Below are 17,005 nucleotides of genomic sequence, written 5' to 3'. Positions count from 1 at the left end.
AATATGTGGAGCGCCATCCTCGCGCTGCTCTCGTCGCGCAAGTTTGTCGTGGCGGTGGCGGCGCTCCTTGTTTCTTTCTTCACTCTTCCGCTCATCGATTTCGGTGCGGCTGCGGCCGGCGTCGGGGCCGTCTTGATCCTGGCCATCGCCATCGAAGATCACGGACGCGGACGCAATCGCACAGCACCGCCTCCCGAGCCGAAGGCCGCTGCCAACGTGATTCCGATCCGGACAGGGGTAGATCGTGGCTAAGTCCGTTCTGATCATCTATCGTAATTTTGCGGCGAAAGAGAATCCGGTATGCAATGCCATATCGGTCTGGGCGTCGGCGCCATGCACACCGCGCGCGTCTTGCAGCGACACGGCATCAAGGCCCACGCTTACGGCATCTGGACGCCCGATCAGATTCGGCCGCTGCTCTCGAAGCATCCGGACACCACGCACTGCATCATCGAGGCGCCGTGGGTGCCACTTGGCGACACGCAGCAATTGCTCGCCGATCATCCGTACGTCCGCTTTGCCGTTCGAAGCCATAGCAATATGGCCTTCTTGCAGGTCGAGGCGGGGGCGATCGTGCTGCTTCGCGACCTGATGGTGCTCGAGGACAACGTCCTGAACCTCGATGTCGCGGCCAACAGCGCGCATCTCGCGCACTTCTTCGAGCGAACATACAGCGGACGGTGCGTCTACCTGCCCAACCTCTACGATTTGGAGCGCCCGCGTCGGAAGCGCGACGTGCAACACGATCATCGGCTCGTCCGAGTCGGCCGCTTCGGAGCGTTGCGCCTTCTGAAGATGCACACGGCGGCGGCATCCGCCGCAATGCTCCTGGCCCGCGATCGTGGTTGCGACCTCGAGTTCTACATTTCGGTGGATCGCGAGGAGCACGGCGGCGGCGTTATCGATGCCCTCCGGGCCATGTTCGCGAACTTGCCCTGGGCACGCCTCATCGAGTCGCCGTGGCAGGATTGGGGGCACTTTCGCCGGACAGTCGAGCACTTGGATTTGCACGTCCAAGCCTCGGGCACCGAGACCTTCAACCTGACCATGGCCGACGCGGTCTCCGCCGGCGTGAAGGTCGTCGGAAGCCCGGCCATCGAATGGCTTCCCGCGCACTGGCAGGTTGAAGCTGACCGCATCGAGGACATGGCGCGCGTCGGCGGGGCGGCGCTCGCCAGCAACGATGCTGCGGGCGAGCAGTTCCGCGCGCTCGAGACCTTCGGCGAAAGGACCGTTCAACTCTGGCTGGAGTATTTCCGTTGATGGACTGGGTACTTGCTTTGATGCTGTTTCTGCAACCCGAGGCGCCGTGGCGCGACACCTACAAGGACACCGCACGCGCGATCGCCGACGTGGTCGACGAGGAGCCCGCGCTCTTTGACGGTGAAGACGCAAACACGCGGACGACGACGTTGCTCGTCGCGACGGCTTATGGAGAAAGCCGCTTCCGCCCCGATGCCGTTGGGGACCATGGCCAATCGCGGGGGCTCTACGGCCGCTGGGGCGCACGCGCGAAGGTGTTGGATCCGGTCATTGAAACGCGCCTCGCGATGAGCAACATGCGAACGTCGATGGAAGCATGCGAGCGTCTTCCGCCTTCCGAACGTCTTGCGGCGTACGCGTCGGGCTCCTGCGCGAAGGGGCGCGGGATATCTCGCGCACGCATGGACCTCGCCACACGGCTCCTCTTCGTGTCGCGGGTTCCGCTGTAGGCTGCTCCCAGGACCTCCTCATTCTCTTTGGCCCGCCCGTTCCCAGTGGGGAACGGGCGGGCCTTTTTTTGTTTTGTCGGCAGAACATGCTGCTGAGGCGAAGCCGAACCGTCATAAGTGCCTGCTCACCCCAAGCGATTCGTGCGTCGACGCTCAAAGGGGAGGCGTCATACGCTTGCCACTATACCGATGCTTCGCCCGGTTGCCGACCTTCGAAGTAGTCAATGCTACGCGAAATGGTTGACCTCTGGCCATCCGACTCCTGCCGGTGCACTCGAAACAGCCAAACGAAGGAGTCTTGTGCATTCGTCGACGGATCAGATTCACCTTAAACGGGGGGGCGACACCACAGAGCTTGCAACGGACGACCCGCGAACTTAACAATTCTGGGTGCCCTGCAAGCGTGTGAATGAGAATAAGCCCACATTCTATCTCGATACCAGCACACTATCGTATGCATTCCAGCCGCCGAAGACGGTCTATAAACCATTAAAAGAATGGGTACATCGCGTTGCGAACGAGGCAAACCTTTGTATCTCGTTTATGCACGTCGCGGAGCTATCCGATTGGCCAGACGACACGTCGAGAAATGCAATTATGTCCTGGCTGGATCGGATGCCATACGTGTGTGTTCGCTCGACCGTCCGCATTCGTACCTATGAGGAGGACTACTGGCTGAAGGTCGCATGTGGCGTAACGAACCCAACTCCGGTGGCACCTTATGCTGTTTCACGCGCTGGAATGTTCAGCAGACTGACATATTCGGAGGTTCTTCGCGTCGGGCCATTGGCGTTCAGGACTTGGGCGAAGAAGTCCGCATGAGGGGACAGCTGTTTGATGAAAAACTCGCCACATTGCAGAACGTGCAGCGTTGGCGCGACGTCCAGACCTTGACCGGGGGCCGCAACGGGGACCAACAGAAATCCCACGACATAAATCACCTCCGGCGGATCGCAAGGGAGGCCGGGCAACGCCTCGACCAGCGCGGTGATCCTCAGTATGCCGCCCGGACGATTCGGAATGGAGAGGAGCAGGACGCATTCGTTGCTCTGTTTGACTCAGATCCAAGGGCGCTCCCTGCCACACGCCTCGCAATGACATTTACACCGGCGTTCTTCAATGCGGCAGCCAAACGGGTACCTGGCAGTAGGAGAGACCTCGCAAATGCCTCCGGATTCGGCGACTACTATCATCTGTGCATCGGCGCCGCCTATTGTAATGTGTTTACGTGTGACGTTCCGACTGTCAAGCTCCTTGGAGATGCGCGTGTTGGCCTCGGATGGCCGGCACCAATTTCTCTGCTCGATGGCGCTGAAATGTTCGTGGAGAAACTGATTGCCACCTGGCCGTGCTGAAGGATAGGAAGTGTCAAGCGTGCTCACCTCAATAGCCTTGGAGCCCGCGGCGACGTGAGAATCGCCCGTCACCGTGAACAGGTGCGCCGCCTGCTCGCCCCGCGTCAGCAAGGTAACCGGTGAACGGAGTGCGTCCATGGACTCCTGAATGAATCGGGGTTCGTGACGTTCAGCGACATCGCGACCTCCGTGAACGATATCTCGCACCTCACCCCGGACATGGCGTAAGCAGTCGTTGAGCCACTCGCGCTTCGGCACGTCGACCTATTCCACGACGCACCAGCGACAACAGATGCAGGCGCGGCGGGCCGTTCGACAACGACGCGTGCGATTCCACAACCGCGCCCTCAAGCCGAAGAGACTCCGGATCGACGACACGATGCCCGCGTGCGTCGGCATTCACGGCGGAACCCCACCGCTCCGGAACCTCCGGAGCCGTGGGTCGGGAGCTCCGGACCTGTGGGTCAAATCTCCGGAGCCGTAGGTCAGGCTCTCTGACCCGTCTCCATGCCATGGAGAGCCGTCAGGCTTCCCAAATCGCCCAATCACGTGCACAACGCACACAATCCCAAGCTCTCCATCGAGAGCCTCGATCGCGCCGAAAGCCTATTTTCCAGGCTTTCGCATCACCACGCGCTCTCCGGACCTGCGGGTCGCGTTTCCCGCTTTGGTATGACTTCGCGCGCCCGGCAGGATTCGAACCTGCGACCTATGGCTCCGGAGGCCATCGCTCTATCCAACTGAGCTACGGGCGCGTACCGATCTGAGAGGCATCCGTGTACCCTACTGGCCGCCGGAGCACAAGCTCTCCTGCGAGTGCCGCCCGCCGCCCTCCTCCCACCCGCATTTTTCGGCTCGATTCGGGACGCCCTGCCGCCGGCAGCGGTCTCGGCCTCCGCGCCGCGGGCGGCTGCGCGCCCGGTGACAAAAGTGCGCGGCGGGCCATTCGGCTTCGATGGGCTTCGCGTAGGGGACGTCATGCACACCCGCCGAACGCTTCCCCTGCCCCTTCCCGTCCCCCTCATCCCATGGCTCCTCTGCGCGGCTGCCTGTGGGCCTGCATCGTCGCTCGACGAGACCACCGCCACGGAATCGCAAGCGACCCCGCTGCTCGGGGCGCCCGAGGATCACGAGCACCGGTACGACGTGGGCGTTTGCCGGCAGGCGCCCAATCAGGATCCGGCGCTGGGCGAGATCGGCGCGTGCCTGGGGCGGAGGCCCACCACGGGGACGCTCGTGGCGCCGAATCTCGTGTTGCTTGGGCGGGGGACGGTGGACCGCGCGACGTTCCCCGCGGGACAGCCCTTTTGCAATGGCACCTTCACGCGAACGCCGCCTGCGGTGCTGAAGGTGACGCTCAGCGACTCGGCGATTCGGGGCAACCCGGTGTGGCTCGATGTCGATCAAGTGATCTATCCACCGACGGATCGCTTTTGCGACGATGGGCTTGCGCTTCTCGTCTTGCACGACAACGTGCCCGCCCGAGCGGCGAGGCCGGTCGATATCGATGTAGGGCGCGATGTCGCGGTCCATCCACCGCGGGCCTATGCGCTCCTTGGACGAGGGAGCGTTGCGCTGCATGTCGACCCCATTACATTTGCCATTACCGAGGATACCGGAGGGTTCACGCGGCGCATTCTGAAGAATGTTCCCTTCGTGTGCGCGTCCAATACCGATGAAGCTTGCTCGATTGTGGACATCACGTCGGATCTACCGAACGACCTTTTCAAAATGCCGAAGTCGCTCATGCTGATTGGGGCCGGCTTGTCCCTGGGCGATGGTTCCTTCATCGATCAATCGAGCTTCGAGCACGGCAGGCCCAAAATCGTGGCCGTGGGCACGTTCATTCCCATCGGCGAGAATGGTGACCCCAATGGATCCATCGGGGTCCGGACGAGCCTTCACCGAGACTTTCTCGTCCAAAGTGCGCGCACGGCGGCCCAGAAAGGCCACTACGCCGTGCCGCGGTGGGCTCGGGACTGCGACGGGGACGAAAACGAGTAGCCGTATCGACGGCGCCTCACGGACAGGATGTCGCGAGGGTTACTTTGCGCGGCGCGGCGTCCGACGCGCACTTCAACTTGCACTCTGCGCCCCGGCCGCAATCCAAGGTGCACGAGCCCGTGCACGTTACCTGGCAATTTGATCCAGGATCGCAGCCCACGGTGCCGCCGGCCCCCACCGTGACGCTGCACGAGGCGTCGGTGTCGCAACCGACGATGCAGCTCTGACCGCAGGAACCGCTGCAGGAGCTTTCTCCGTAACACGTCAGAGAACAGTCGTTTGCCTCGCCGCAAACCTCCGTGACATCGCACGTCTCCCCGCCATTGCACGCGCAGGTCTTCCCGGTGCACGTGACCGGGCTGCTGCCCCCTCCGCCGTCGTCTCCCTTGCCGCAGTGGATCCAGAGCATCAATGGCAAGCCAAGCAAGATAACCCTATGCATGGCCACTCGTTACGCATGGGCCATGCCCGCAGTCAGGGTGAGGCGCGCCAAAATACGAGTGGCCTCATGCGCCACATGCCGACTCCCGCGCCATCACCCTCCCCACCCTCGGTCCGATTTGGAAGTTCCCCCCCGTGCGGGTCGTCAAATATCGGTGTGGTAGTGAACGGCGAAGTAGCCGGTTCCGGCGGCGGAATTGGAGGCTTCGACGCCTACCCAGCCGTGGAACGCGCCATCGTCGCCAATGACCTGGAGTTGCGGTTTGCGGTGGGAGCCTCCCGTATAGCACTGCGCCGACGTGAGGCAGCGGCACCAGTGCTCGTAGAAGTTGCGGCGACCGGCGCCGGCCATGTAATAGCGAATCGGCGACGAGTCCCCGCTGGAGCACGCCGAGCACGCGGTGCTGGGGGGACTGAGGTAGCTCAGACAATTGCCATTGCAGGTCGTGAACGGCGACAGGTCCAAGGAACTGGGACCGGCGGCGCCGCCGGTGGCCCCTCCCGAGTAACCGGCATACCGGCCGGAGTACTTCTTTCGCGGAATCTGATTCACCGAAACGAAGACATCGCTCGAAGCGTTGCTTCCGAAGCCATATCCAACGTTGGCTCCGTAGTTCGAGCCGGCGAGATCGATCTTCGCAAGATCGTTTGCCGGGTGGCTGATGTTCCAGGTCTCGTGTACGCCACCGCTCCACGTGATGGTGAGCGTGCTGTCCGTCGTGGTGTACGTGCCCGATAGGCTCTTTCCGCCATTGCCCGGCTCGAATCCTTTCGCCGTGCGGACCGCGCAGTTGTCGCACCCTGCAGACGTGACGCCGGTCGATGCGGCGCCCACCGTGGTGTCACGATCCCAATAGAAGAATCCTTCTTTCACGGTGCCGTCGGTCGAAAAGTAATACGTCGCCAGGCGTACCCACGCGTCCGTGGCGCTGCTCTGCGGAGCGGGGATCGAGCCAAGGGAAACGGTGTAGACCCGGCGGCCGCCGGGATAGGCCGCCGCGGCTGCGGCTTCGTCGGAGACCGAGGACGAGGCACTCGCCTCGTTCGTCTCGTCCGTCGGGTCCTCCGCGGCGGCGGCAGGCGGTACGAGGGAAACGGCAATGGCAACTCCAAATAACGCTTTAAGGATACGGCTCCTGAATGACATATTCTTCTCCTTGTGAGTCGTGGAGAAGCCCATCAGCACCCGACGTGCCACCGGGATCGCACCCCGCCGCCGGCGAGATTCCGCAGCGTCGAATGCACCATGCCGTGCGCGCCGCCGGTACGCCCGATCCAGGATGATCTCCGCGGACATTCCATGATGCGCTGGAGCAGCGTCCCGACGGGGAGCGGCCTACGTCGTCGCCCCGCAATCTGACGCCGCTGCAAGGATTCCGTTGCACCGCCTACCCTCTCCCCGGGCCCCGTATTCCCGGTGAAATCGCGTCGCGCGGGGGGTGGTCTCCGGCGAGGGCGTACCCTACGCTCCGCGGTGAAGGGGCATGGGACGTGATCGTGTGGGGCGCTCCGATGGAGGCAGCGGATCCGTTTTAGCGGATGCCCGTCCGCCTCGAGCGGAGTGCCCCGTGGCCATTCATTTCGGACAGCAGACCGCGCCCTCGATGCCCGAAGGAACGCTTCCAATGGGCGCCCGACCATCGGCGCAACGGTAGGCGGGATCGTGGGTCTTTCCATCGCCAATGTCGCCAACGACGGTGCCTTTTGCGTTGCATTCCTCGGCGGTCATTTTGACACGCGGAGCGGGGGCGTTACCTTCACCACCCGTGGCTTTTTGCGGAGCATCGCCAGAATGCTCGGGCTGTGACGATCCGGCGGAACAACCCATGGCGACCAACGTAGACGTTGCAAGCAGGGCAAAACAAATGGTCCTCGGCAAATTCATGGCCCCAACGGTACAGGATGGATCTTTCGAGCGCACGGCAACAATCGACTCGATGCAGATGGGGCAGTAGAATCCTCGGAACGAGGGCGTGGAGTCGGATTGTGACGATTCAATATCAACCGGAGCAACGCACGTGAGCGCGGTAGGTTATGCCTTCGGCGAATTTCGGTTTGCCCCGGAATCGCGCAGCTTGCTCTTGAGCGACGAGCCTCTGCGGCTCGGGGCACGGGGCTTCGACATCCTGCGCATCTTGGTCGAACGCGCGGGCACCGTCGTCACGACGGACGAACTGCTGACGCTGGTCTGGCCCGACGTCGTCGTCGAGGAAACGAACCTGCGCGTTCAAATCGGCGCCCTTCGCAAAGTGCTTTCCCGCGGGGAGCACGGCTTGCGGGCCATCGAAACGGTGCCGCGGGGCTATCGTTTCACCCTGCCGGTCATCCGCTGGGCGGACGAGGCCGTCGAGCTGCCGTCGAACGAGCACATGCTGCACAATCTGCCCGCGTTGCTCGCCACCACGGTGGGCCGCACGGAAACGATCGAGCTGCTCGCGGAGTCCTTGGCCGAGCAGCGCCTCGTCACCATCGCGGGGCCTGGCGGCGTCGGCAAGACCACCGTGGCCATCGCGGTCGCGCGACGATGCCTCCGGCGCTTTTCAGACGGGATTTGCTTCGTCGACTTCTCGTCCCTTTCCGATCCATGCCTCGTCACGAGTGCGCTGGCCTCGGCGCTCGGAATTGGCGTGCTGTCGAACGAGCCTTTCGCGGGCCTTCTGTCGCATTTGCGCAAAAAGCAGATGCTCCTTCTGCTCGATACGTGCGAGCACGTGGTAGACGCGGCGGCCAGCTTGGTGGAATCGCTGCTTTCGCGGCTTCCCGAGCTTCGCATCCTCGCCACCAGCCGCGAGGTTCTGCGTGCAACTGGAGAATGGGCGCACCGCCTCCCCTCCCTGTCGCATCCTTCCGTGACCGACGGATTGAGCGCCGCCGACGCGCTCGCGTACCCCGCGGTGGACCTTTTCGTTCAACGTGCGCAGGCCACCTCCGATCGGTTCGAGTTGCAAGATGCCGATGCCGCCACCGTCGCAGCAATCTGCCATCGCCTCGATGGAATGCCCCTCGCCATCGAGTTTGCGGCCGCGCGCGTGGGCGAGCTTGGCCTGCGCGAGATTTCCGCGCGCCTCGACGATCGTTTCGGTGTGCTGACGCAAGGCCGGCGAACGGCACTTCCGCGGCACAAGACGCTCGTGGCCGCGTTGGATTGGAGCTACCACCTGCTGCCGCCCCAGGAGCAGTCGATGCTGCGGCAACTCGCCATCTTCCGCGGCACGTTCACCGCCGATGCCGCGCTCGCCGTGGCGGGCTCCCAATGGTCGCGTTCGGCCGCGTTGACCTACCTGTCGAACCTGTTTGCCAAATCGCTGATTACCGCCGATATCGGCGGCGAAACGCCCCTATATCGGTTGCTGGATACCACCCGGGCATTTGCCTCCGACAAGTTGGCCCGTGGCGAACGGGACGAGATCTCGTCCCGTCATGCAACCCATGTCCTCGCTTCGCTGCGGGCGGCGGAGGTCGACTACGAATCCACGGATAGCCAATTGTGGACCGAGCGCCATCGCCACCTGATTGACGATCTTCGCAGTGCCATCGATTGGGCCCTTTCCGAATCCGGCGATCGCACGCTGGGCCTGCGGCTAATGGGCAACTCCGTGTTGCAATGGTACAATTTTTCCCTTTTCGGTGAATATGCGCAGCGCCTGAAAGCCATCTTCGCGCAACTGCCCGAATCGCCCATTGCCGATCCGGCGACGGCGAGCCGTCTCTGGGAGGTGCACGGGCATGCGATGTGGCACACCGCGGAGCCGATCGACACCGTGGTCGGCGCGTTTCGAACGTCGCTCGAAGTGGCTCGGCGCGCAGGCCTCGTCGATGCGCAGCTCCGCGCGCTCTGGGGACTGCATCTGGCGTTCAGCCACCATGGCGACTACTCGGAATCCTTGGCGGTTGCGCAGGAATACGAATCCTTGGCGGCAGCCGTCGATTCTCCGGGGGTCACCCTCACGTCCCGGCGAATGGCCTGCCTCGCGCTCCAGGGGATGGGCAATCTGACGGCTGCGCGAATTCCGGCGGAACGCGTGCTCGCCGACGCGGTGAGCCCCGCACGCAGGGGGCGCCAGCGAGGCGTCCAATTCGATTCCCGCGTGGCCATTCGGCCGACACTTTCGCGAATTCTCTGGCTGCAAGGCTATCCGACGCAGGCGTGGGAGTGCGCGCGCGACGGCCTCGCGCTCGCGCGCACCATCGGGCAGCCACTTCCATTGTGTTACATCCTCACCGTCGGCGTGCTTCCCGTTGCGTTTTGGACAGGAAAAACTGCGGCGGTGAAAGAGCTCATGGAGACGCTTCTCACCTCGTCGTTGGAGCACTCCCTCGTCTTGTCGTACCTCTTTGGCGAAACCTACCAAACCGTCTTGGACGGCACCTTCGATACACACCACGAGCCGAAAGCGGGGGCCTTCCTCTCGGAGATGGTCGCCACGATCGATGCGCGGTTCGCGACGGAAGCTGCCCTTACGCGCGGTGAGCACGATTACGAACGATGGTCGACGCCCGAGCTGCTGCGCATTCGCGCGATCCGGCTTCTCGCACGGGGCGATCACGAATCCGATGCGCGGGCCGAGGCCCTTCTCCTGCAGTCGCTCGATGTGGCACGGCGCCAGCACGCATTGGCCTGGGAGCTGCGAACGGCAACCACACTTGCGGAGTTCTGGAAACGTCGAAACCGACACACCGAAGCCTTCGACCAGCTCTCCGCCGTATACGGCCGATTTACCGAGGGATTTGATACGCAGGATTTGATACGCGCTGCGGCAATCCTCCGGGCGGGCTCGGGAGCAAAGTGACTGGTCGGGCAAACCGCGCCGCGTAAAGGGCTAATTTTACGCGCATTAACGGGGCGAACGGTAACCGGTATCCCATGATGTTGGTCGAGGGGTTCTGCCGGACATGTCGAAGCTGTTTTCGAGCTTGAACATGGGTGACCTCCACCTCGCACATCGGGTGGTGGTGCTTTCGCCGAGCGATTACGCCGCTGTCAGCAGCTTGGGCGGACTCATCGTCAGTGAACCCATCGCAACCTGCGAAGCAATCGAAACATGGCGACAAACCACCGACAATGTGCACGAACAGGGCGGGCTCATCGTATCCCACCTCACCCATCCGGCCGGTGCGGATTCCTCGTTTGCAACGACGGTGGACGCACGCGGCATCGATGCCGTCATTGCCGAATACGCGGCCTCGGCCCAAAGGGCGCGCTTGGCCGGATTCGACGGTATCGAGCTCGACGCCACGAGCGGCAGTTTGCCGGACCAGTTCCTGCGCGACTGTCGGAACAAACGCCCCGACCGTTACGGGGGCAGCATCGACAATCGCATTCACTTCCTCTCCGAGGTCATCGAGGCCTTGACCGAAGTGTGGAGCAGCACGCGCGTCGGCGTTCGATTGTCGCCCTACGGAAGGTGCGGCGACGATCCTTCGGAGCTCTTCACCGCGGTCCTCGGCGCCTTGAGCGATCAAGAGATCGCCTACGTGCACATCGTGCGACCAATTCCCGACTTGGATACCGCCAGGCGCTTTCGCGCTGCCTTTCCCGACGCGATTCTTTCATCCGGCGACTACACGCTCGAGAGTGCGCTCGTGTGCATCGAGAGCCGCTTGCCGGACGCCATTGGCTTCAATTCCGTTTTCCCGAACCTTTCACTCGCTAGGAGATGAACACATGCAGTCGAAGGCTCGTACTCCCGTATCTCGGGAAGCCATCATCTATTTTCGGAACGGTGCACGAGGGATGAGCGACGTCTCGAACGAGACGGAGCGCCCCCGATGGCTCGTCGAGCTGGAAGCCATCGATCCGCATCCGGCCATTTCCAACGAACCCGTCGTGTACTTTCGCAGTGAGGGCAAGCCGAGGCTTCGCCGACCGCCGGTGGGAGGAGCCAAGAGACATGTCCGAAAGAATCGCCCTTGATCGACGCCGATAGGTACTGATGCTCTCGTTCATCACCAAGAAGTGGCACGCCGCGCTCGCCGTGGGCGCGTTGGCTGCCGTCGGATTGCAATTCGTGCGGCCTGCATTGGACAACCCTCCCGTGACGGGGGATCTCACGGCGCCGGATCACGTCGAAGAGATCTTGCGCCGCGCTTGTTACGATTGCCACTCCAACGAGACGCGTTTGACCTGGTTCGACCAGATCTCGCCCGCCATCTGGCTGGTCGCGGCCGACGTCAAAAGCGCACGCTCGGTTCTTAATTTTTCGTACTGGGAACAACTTTCGATGGATCAGAGAAAAGCGAAACTCTTCGAAGGATTGAACCAGGCTACGTTCGAGACGATGCCTCCGGCGAAGTACACGGCCCTGCATCCATCGGCGAAGCTGACGGCCAATGACATTGCGGTCTTGAAGAATTACCTGGCCACGCTGATCCCCAAACCCGTGCCCAATGCCGAAAAGACGGCGACCGGGGACGTGCAATACGTGGCATGGACGCACGCCATCGGCTCCGCGAAGGACGTGCGGCCTTCGGCCAACGACCTCGTGTTCATGCCGGAATACAAGGATTGGGCCCCGATCAGCATCACGGACCGCCCCGATCAGGGCGCCATGAAGGTGATCACGGGCAACGATGTGGCCGTGAAGGCGGTGCGCGATCGCCAGACCAACCCTTGGCCGGACGGCGCGGTTCTGGCCAAGATGCAGTTCGAAGCCTTGACGGATGCGCATGGCACGACGCGCACGGGCGAGTTCAAGCAAGTCGCCTTCATGATCAAGGACAGCAAGAAGTACGCATCGACCCAGGGTTGGGGCTACGCCCGCTGGAAGGGCTTGCAGTTGGAGCCGGGGGACAAAGATCCGTCGTTTACGATGGAGTGCGTGAATTGCCACGCGCCCATGCACGACTACGATTTCGTGTTCACCAACGCGATCGACCTTTCGGCGAAGCCGCAGCCCTTCATCAAACCGGCGCGCTCGGATACGCGGAACGTGCTCGGGTCGTTGACGGAGAGCACGCAATTCGATTCACGCGATTGGAAGGTGATGGCCGCCTTCGTCGAGCGAACGCCGAATACGATGTCGATGCTCTTTGGCAATGATGCCGCGGTGAAAGCCGGGCGCGCCGGGCATGCGCACTACCCTCCGGGTGCCGTCCTCTCGTTCGTGACCTGGAAGAGCCAAGAGGACGATCATTGGTTCGGGGCGTACATCCCCGGCGGAGTCCAATCCGTCGAACGCGTGACGTTTTCGACGGCGGGCGTGAACTACGATCGATTCGAGGGGAGCGCCTTCGAGAAGCGCACGGCGGATCCGGCCACGGAGATGAAGCGCATTTCCTACATCGCGGATCAGCGCGCGTCGGTCATGCCGTAAACGTCTCGTTCAGCGAGCGAAGACGAGGGACCGGTGGGCGGCGGTGCCTGCACGCACGCCATCGCCCACGGCGATGGCGACCGAGCCTGCCGCAACGGAGTTGTCTCCGCAGGCGAAGACGCCGGGCACGGTGGTCTCCTTCGTCGCGTCCGTCTTGTAGAACGAGCCGAGGGGCCCCGCCTCGAGCTCGCACCCGAGTTGCTCGGCGAATGGCCCGGCCTGGTGCGTGTGCGGATGGACAAAGAGTCCGTCGATCGGCACGACGCGCCCGTCGCGGAGGTGGAGGTTCAAGGCCGGGGCTTCGCCGGAGGCAGCCACGACGGGCTCGCGTTCGATGCGGATGCCGCGGGCGGCGAGCTGGGCGACTTGCTCGGCGTCGGGTTCGAAGCCATCGAGCACGAAGAGGGTCATCTGGCCCGGCGCGGCCCATTCGGAAACGAGTGTGGCGAAGTGCGCGGAAAGTTCGTGCGTTCCAAGCACGCCGAGGCGTCCCTTTTCGAGCTCGTAGCCATGGCAATACGGGCAGTGAAACACCATTTTTCCCCAGCGCTCGCGCAGGCCGGGCACGCTGGGGAGCTCGTCGACGACGCCCGTCGCCAAGATGATCCGCTTGCCTCGAAATAGGTCGGCGCCGGCCTGCACGGCGAAGCCCTCCGGTGTGGCGCGCGCTTCGGTGACCATGGCTTCGTACCAGGCGACGGTCGGGTATGCGAGAACCTCGGCCCGGGCCTTGGCCGCAATGGCTGCGGGCGAGGCGCCGTCGTGTCCGAGAAAGCCATGCGCGCTCGATGCAAAGCGGTTTCGCCGCTGCCCCGCATCGACCACGAGCACCTGACGGCGCGCGCGGCCCAATTGCAAAGCGGCCGAGAGGCCGGCGTAGCTGCCTCCAACGATGATGACGTCGTGTATCATGACACTTCATATGTTACGTGAGTTGTCGATCGTCAAGGGGACGATGCGTTGGGCTCGATTCGGATGGGCTTTCCGACCGTTCCGGCCGTCACGAAGGCTCTTGCGCGCGCCCGTGGACCTGGTGAATCGTCATGGGATGACCACCACCACCGATCCTCGCTCCCTGGTCGTTCTGTCCTTCGACTCCCCGCTGAAGGCGCAGGAGGCGCTGCTCGCGGGCACGCGTCTTCAAACCGAGGGCGCGATCGTCCTGCACGATGCCGTCTTCATTCAAAAGGACCAAGAAGGAAAGGTGCACGTGCAAGAAACCGTGGACGAGACGCCGGGCGATGCGGCGTTTCGCAGTAGCCTTTGGGGCGTGTTGATAGGCGGGCTTTTCGGGGGTCCCGTCGGCTCGGTTCTCGGCGGGGCGGTGAGCGCGGGCGTCGGTGCGTTGGTTGCACAGTTCAACGATTACGGGATTCCCGATGCGAAGGTGCACGAGCTTCGCGAGGCGGTGAAGCCCGGGAATACGGCGCTCGCGTTGCTGGTGAGCCATATCCGCGAAGACGTGCTGGTCTCCGAGCTTTCGCGCTTCAGCGGCGCGACCCTCGTCGAGGCGAGTCTGCCCCCCGAGGTGACGCAGGCCATCCGCAACGCGCTCCGGCCGAAGGAGGGATGAACGACGGGCGGTTCGCGCGTATCGTGGGAATATGCTGCGAACCGCGAGCTGCTTGGTCGGTATGGCTCTGACGACGCTCGTCGCGGGGTGCCACGCGCAACCCGCGACGTCGGAGGCGCGCGCCTCGAGCGCGACGGCGCTTTCCGCGGCGGAGTTTCGTGCGTTGATGAATGCGGTCGCGGAAGGTTGGAATGGGAACGACGCGCGCAAAGCGGTCGACTGTTTCACCGACGATGCGCTCTATTCGTCACCACCGTCTCCGCGGGTTCGACGCGGGCGGGCGGCGCTGTACGAGTTTTTCGGCGGTGCACCGGGCCGGCCGCGGCCGATGCGGATGCAATGGCACCATTTGGTGTTCGACGAATCGACGCAAATTGGTGCCGGCGAGTACACCTTCGAATACGAGGTTCGCACCCATGGTGTCGTCATGCTTCGGCTTCGAGACGGTAAGATTTCGAACTGGCGCGAGTACGAGCAGGAATCGCGCCTTTCGTGGGACGACGCGGTCGGCGAGAACAGGTTCTAACGGGGGCTGCCGGGCGGGCGACGGGTGAAAACGTGACGGCTGCGCGGCGCGTAGGCCGATGGGGTGTCCTGGGACAGGGCAAATTCGTCCCGGACGGGGTACCCCGGGTTCGGGGTCCGTGATTTTCCGGCGCTCGTGTTGCGGAGGCGGGTGGCCTCGATTTGGCAAAGCGTTGGGGTAGGCCTTTACCGCGCGGTGCTCCGGACTCCGCGCGGTCGAGACCGCAGACGATGGGTCGACATTTGGTACGATCGGGAGTCGACAGCTCGCCGCGTGCCCGTGAACGTCGGAAACCGGCTCCTGAGGGAGCCCCGAATAAGCGGGAACAACACGCGACGTGTGACGGGACGCGCAGCGGGCGCCGACCGGTGGCGGACATCCTCGTTGGGGTAGCTGCCTTTGCAAAATTTGATCGCATCCACCGGACCTTATGCCTCCTTTTCATCTGGCAAATAAGAAACGCCAGCAGCAGAACGTGTGCGAGCGCGCGGAGCGCTCGTTTGCGCACCCGTTTGTCCCCCCCTCCCCTCGGCGACGGGCGCCGAGGGGAGGTTTACGGCGAAGGACTTCGCACGGTACCCATGGCCATGAATGCGACGACGACGGTGGGTACATAGCGGCGGGGACCCGCGAGAACGTCCCCGACCATCATTGGCGTCCCCGCCGGCGTGCGGCCCTCGGCACGTCTCGATGGGCTAAGGGCAAAGCAGCGGACTGATTCGGACCACGATGTTCTGATTCGCCTCCAGCGACGACCACACGAGCCTGAAACCGTCGCCCGTCCACGCAAGGGAGGAATCATAGCCTTTGGCGACCGACAGCCCCGCGCCGAGCGCAGTTCCCTGCGCATCGAGCTGATAGAGCCCAAGCTGCCCGTCGGCTTGTCCAAAGGAGACCCCCAACTTGGTCCCCGTCCACACCGCACTGGCGGTCGCGTACGTCCCCGCGTTCGCCACGGTAACGTCCTCACCGAGCCGTTGCCCCGCAGCGCTCACCCGAGCAAAACGAAGCTGGTTCGTGTCGCCGGTCTTTTGGAAATAAAGGACCCCGTAGTGAGTCCCCAACCAACGAACTTCGGGCGAGCCCGATGCGAGTCCGTTGTCGCTCGTCAGCCGAACCTCGGTTTTCTGGCCATTCCCGTCGACCCGCGCGAAGTAGATTTCGCCGTTGCTGTCGTCGCGGCGATCCTGCCAAACGATGCCGTATTCGCTGCCCGAAAAGGACAATTTCGGACTGAACGCCGTGGACGAGAGGGAGCGGATGACGGCGGTCGTTCCGACCTTTTGCCCACTGGCGTCGTAGCGAGCCTGAGATATGACGTAAGCACCGTCGCGGTACATCTGCCATGTGACACCGAACTCGTTGCTCGCGAAGGACAAATCGATATCGCCGCTCGAGCCGGTCGACACGCCCGTGTAGTTTCCGATCGCCCGTCCCTCCGCATCGAGTCGACTGAGAAATAGGCCGTCTGGCGTAGACCATAAAAGCCCATAGCCGTTGGGCGTCGGCACGAGTTTGAACGCACGAGCGTCATAGAGCCGCACGGGCTCGCCCACGCGTTGCCCCGTCGTATCGAGCCGGACGAAATAGAGGCCTCTCTGGGCGGCGTCTTGGCTGTACCACGCTGCACCATATCCGTGGCCGTTCCAGACGAGGGCACCGGGGTTTCCCTGGGCCAACAAATCCGCGCGGGGCGCTGAGCAACCAACGTGGCCCCCGTCCGACGGTGTGCCCGAATCCGCCACGACGGCACGCGTACCGACGAATCCAACACTGAAATGCTCTACCGTGGCGCGAACCGTCCCCTCACCCGCGGTGGTAGGTCGAACGGCAAAGGAGTCCCCTGCATCGCTCCAAAAGACGTGGCTTTCGCCCGCTGCGCCGTCGAGCGCAAACTCGACTTCCGCAGGAATGTGAAATTGCAATCCGGCAGGCTCGAAGCGATATAGGGGCGAACGCGCCACGTACCCGGCGGGCGCCGCGTCGGCGAGCCGCGTGATGGAGACCGTCACGTCATGATCGACCGCGTTCGCGGGAACGCGCAACGTGACGCCATTGGCGGATACGGTACCACCGTTCAT

Annotated in this window: 16 protein-coding genes and 1 tRNA gene; 11 read left to right on the top strand and 6 right to left on the bottom strand. The window is 63.3% G+C overall.

All coding sequences use genetic code 11. The annotated features are described in order from the left end of the window. Window positions 1–3: 3 nt before the first annotated feature. From LVJ94_02730 to LVJ94_02715, 4 genes are all read left to right on the top strand, one after another. On the top strand, window positions 4–252 hold the full coding sequence (locus LVJ94_02730) for a hypothetical protein (GenBank protein ID WXB06177.1): 249 nt from the start codon (window positions 4–6) through the stop codon (window positions 250–252). A 48-nt stretch (window positions 253–300) separates the two neighbouring features. After that, window positions 301–1,263, top strand: coding sequence for a hypothetical protein (locus LVJ94_02725; GenBank protein ID WXB06176.1), 963 nt, complete (start codon window positions 301–303; stop codon window positions 1,261–1,263). Further along, the gene (locus LVJ94_02720; protein WXB06175.1) at window positions 1,263–1,712 is read left to right on the top strand and encodes a hypothetical protein; all 450 of its coding nucleotides are present in this window, start codon (window positions 1,263–1,265) and stop codon (window positions 1,710–1,712) included. Before LVJ94_02725 ends, LVJ94_02720 begins: the two co-directional genes overlap by 1 nt. 818 nt (window positions 1,713–2,530) lie before the next feature. Further along, window positions 2,531–3,067: a hypothetical protein gene (locus LVJ94_02715; GenBank protein WXB06174.1), complete on the top strand. Its 537-nt coding sequence runs from the start codon at window positions 2,531–2,533 to the stop codon at window positions 3,065–3,067. 681 nt (window positions 3,068–3,748) lie between these two features. On the opposite strand, the gene LVJ94_02710 is transcribed toward LVJ94_02715, so the two are convergent. Next, window positions 3,749–3,822, bottom strand: a tRNA-Arg gene (locus tag LVJ94_02710). A 223-nt stretch (window positions 3,823–4,045) separates the two neighbouring features. Here LVJ94_02710 and LVJ94_02705 point away from each other — a divergent pair. Beyond that, the gene (locus tag LVJ94_02705) at window positions 4,046–5,071 is read left to right on the top strand and encodes a hypothetical protein (protein WXB06173.1); all 1,026 of its coding nucleotides are present in this window, start codon (window positions 4,046–4,048) and stop codon (window positions 5,069–5,071) included. A gap of 16 nt (window positions 5,072–5,087) precedes the next feature. Here LVJ94_02705 and LVJ94_02700 read toward each other — a convergent pair whose 3' ends face one another. The 3 genes from LVJ94_02700 to LVJ94_02690 all read right to left on the bottom strand — a co-directional run bounded on the left by LVJ94_02700 (window position 5,088) and on the right by LVJ94_02690 (window position 7,241). After that, on the bottom strand, window positions 5,088–5,513 hold the full coding sequence (locus LVJ94_02700) for a hypothetical protein (protein ID WXB06172.1): 426 nt from the start codon (window positions 5,511–5,513) through the stop codon (window positions 5,088–5,090). A 144-nt stretch (window positions 5,514–5,657) separates the two neighbouring features. Further along, the gene (locus LVJ94_02695) at window positions 5,658–6,659 is read right to left on the bottom strand and encodes a DUF389 domain-containing protein (protein WXB06171.1); all 1,002 of its coding nucleotides are present in this window, start codon (window positions 6,657–6,659) and stop codon (window positions 5,658–5,660) included. A gap of 429 nt (window positions 6,660–7,088) precedes the next feature. After that, a complete protein-coding gene (locus LVJ94_02690; protein ID WXB06170.1) occupies window positions 7,089–7,241 on the bottom strand; it encodes a hypothetical protein in 153 nt (50 codons plus the stop codon). A gap of 289 nt (window positions 7,242–7,530) precedes the next feature. On the opposite strand from LVJ94_02690, the gene LVJ94_02685 reads away from it, so the two are divergent. The 4 genes from LVJ94_02685 to LVJ94_02670 all read left to right on the top strand — a co-directional run bounded on the left by LVJ94_02685 (window position 7,531) and on the right by LVJ94_02670 (window position 12,825). After that, complete coding sequence (locus tag LVJ94_02685) at window positions 7,531–10,302, top strand: helix-turn-helix transcriptional regulator (protein WXB06169.1); 2,772 nt, start codon at window positions 7,531–7,533, stop codon at window positions 10,300–10,302. Between the two features lie 103 nt (window positions 10,303–10,405). Next, the gene (locus tag LVJ94_02680) at window positions 10,406–11,173 is read left to right on the top strand and encodes a hypothetical protein (GenBank protein ID WXB06168.1); all 768 of its coding nucleotides are present in this window, start codon (window positions 10,406–10,408) and stop codon (window positions 11,171–11,173) included. Window positions 11,174–11,246: 73 nt separating this feature from the next. Next, on the top strand, window positions 11,247–11,426 hold the full coding sequence (locus tag LVJ94_02675) for a hypothetical protein (protein WXB06167.1): 180 nt from the start codon (window positions 11,247–11,249) through the stop codon (window positions 11,424–11,426). Window positions 11,427–11,445: 19 nt separating this feature from the next. Further along, window positions 11,446–12,825 carry a heme-binding domain-containing protein gene (locus LVJ94_02670; GenBank protein ID WXB06166.1) on the top strand — a complete coding sequence of 460 codons (1,380 nt, stop codon included), beginning with the start codon at window positions 11,446–11,448 and terminating at the stop codon, window positions 12,823–12,825. Between the two features lie 9 nt (window positions 12,826–12,834). Here the strand turns inward: LVJ94_02670 and LVJ94_02665 are convergent, their stop codons facing one another. Continuing rightward, a complete protein-coding gene (locus LVJ94_02665; GenBank protein WXB06165.1) occupies window positions 12,835–13,737 on the bottom strand; it encodes an NAD(P)/FAD-dependent oxidoreductase in 903 nt (300 codons plus the stop codon). A 136-nt stretch (window positions 13,738–13,873) separates the two neighbouring features. Here LVJ94_02665 and LVJ94_02660 point away from each other — a divergent pair, with 136 nt between their 5' ends. Then, complete coding sequence (locus LVJ94_02660) at window positions 13,874–14,398, top strand: DUF1269 domain-containing protein (protein WXB06164.1); 525 nt, start codon at window positions 13,874–13,876, stop codon at window positions 14,396–14,398. Window positions 14,399–14,459: 61 nt separating this feature from the next. Next, window positions 14,460–14,924, top strand: coding sequence for a nuclear transport factor 2 family protein (locus LVJ94_02655; protein WXB06163.1), 465 nt, complete (start codon window positions 14,460–14,462; stop codon window positions 14,922–14,924). Between the two features lie 695 nt (window positions 14,925–15,619). Here LVJ94_02655 and LVJ94_02650 read toward each other — a convergent pair. Beyond that, window positions 15,620–17,005 (bottom strand): hypothetical protein, encoded by a 1,386-nt coding sequence (locus LVJ94_02650; GenBank protein ID WXB06162.1) that lies wholly within the window; start codon window positions 17,003–17,005, stop codon window positions 15,620–15,622.

The organism is Sorangiineae bacterium MSr11367 (assembly GCA_037157805.1).
Lineage (GTDB): Bacteria > Myxococcota_A > Polyangia > Polyangiales > Polyangiaceae > Pendulispora > Pendulispora rubella.
This window is presented reverse-complemented; position numbering and strand designations above follow the sequence as displayed.

Coding starts and splice junctions, on each gene's coding strand:
- LVJ94_02725 (WXB06176.1), top strand. CDS start 301: ATGCAATGCCATATCGGTCTGGGCGTCGGCGCCATGCACACCGCGCGC.
- LVJ94_02670 (WXB06166.1), top strand. CDS start 11,446: ATGCTCTCGTTCATCACCAAGAAGTGGCACGCCGCGCTCGCCGTGGGC.
- LVJ94_02715 (WXB06174.1), top strand. CDS start 2,531: ATGAGGGGACAGCTGTTTGATGAAAAACTCGCCACATTGCAGAACGTG.
- LVJ94_02665 (WXB06165.1), bottom strand. CDS start 13,737: ATGATACACGACGTCATCATCGTTGGAGGCAGCTACGCCGGCCTCTCG.
- LVJ94_02700 (WXB06172.1), bottom strand. CDS start 5,513: ATGCATAGGGTTATCTTGCTTGGCTTGCCATTGATGCTCTGGATCCAC.
- LVJ94_02660 (WXB06164.1), top strand. CDS start 13,874: ATGACCACCACCACCGATCCTCGCTCCCTGGTCGTTCTGTCCTTCGAC.
- LVJ94_02650 (WXB06162.1), bottom strand. CDS start 17,005: ATGAACGGTGGTACCGTATCCGCCAATGGCGTCACGTTGCGCGTTCCC.
- LVJ94_02695 (WXB06171.1), bottom strand. CDS start 6,659: ATGTCATTCAGGAGCCGTATCCTTAAAGCGTTATTTGGAGTTGCCATT.
- LVJ94_02720 (WXB06175.1), top strand. CDS start 1,263: ATGGACTGGGTACTTGCTTTGATGCTGTTTCTGCAACCCGAGGCGCCG.
- LVJ94_02655 (WXB06163.1), top strand. CDS start 14,460: ATGGCTCTGACGACGCTCGTCGCGGGGTGCCACGCGCAACCCGCGACG.
- LVJ94_02730 (WXB06177.1), top strand. CDS start 4: ATGTGGAGCGCCATCCTCGCGCTGCTCTCGTCGCGCAAGTTTGTCGTG.
- LVJ94_02680 (WXB06168.1), top strand. CDS start 10,406: ATGTCGAAGCTGTTTTCGAGCTTGAACATGGGTGACCTCCACCTCGCA.
- LVJ94_02705 (WXB06173.1), top strand. CDS start 4,046: ATGCACACCCGCCGAACGCTTCCCCTGCCCCTTCCCGTCCCCCTCATC.
- LVJ94_02690 (WXB06170.1), bottom strand. CDS start 7,241: ATGACCGCCGAGGAATGCAACGCAAAAGGCACCGTCGTTGGCGACATT.
- LVJ94_02675 (WXB06167.1), top strand. CDS start 11,247: ATGAGCGACGTCTCGAACGAGACGGAGCGCCCCCGATGGCTCGTCGAG.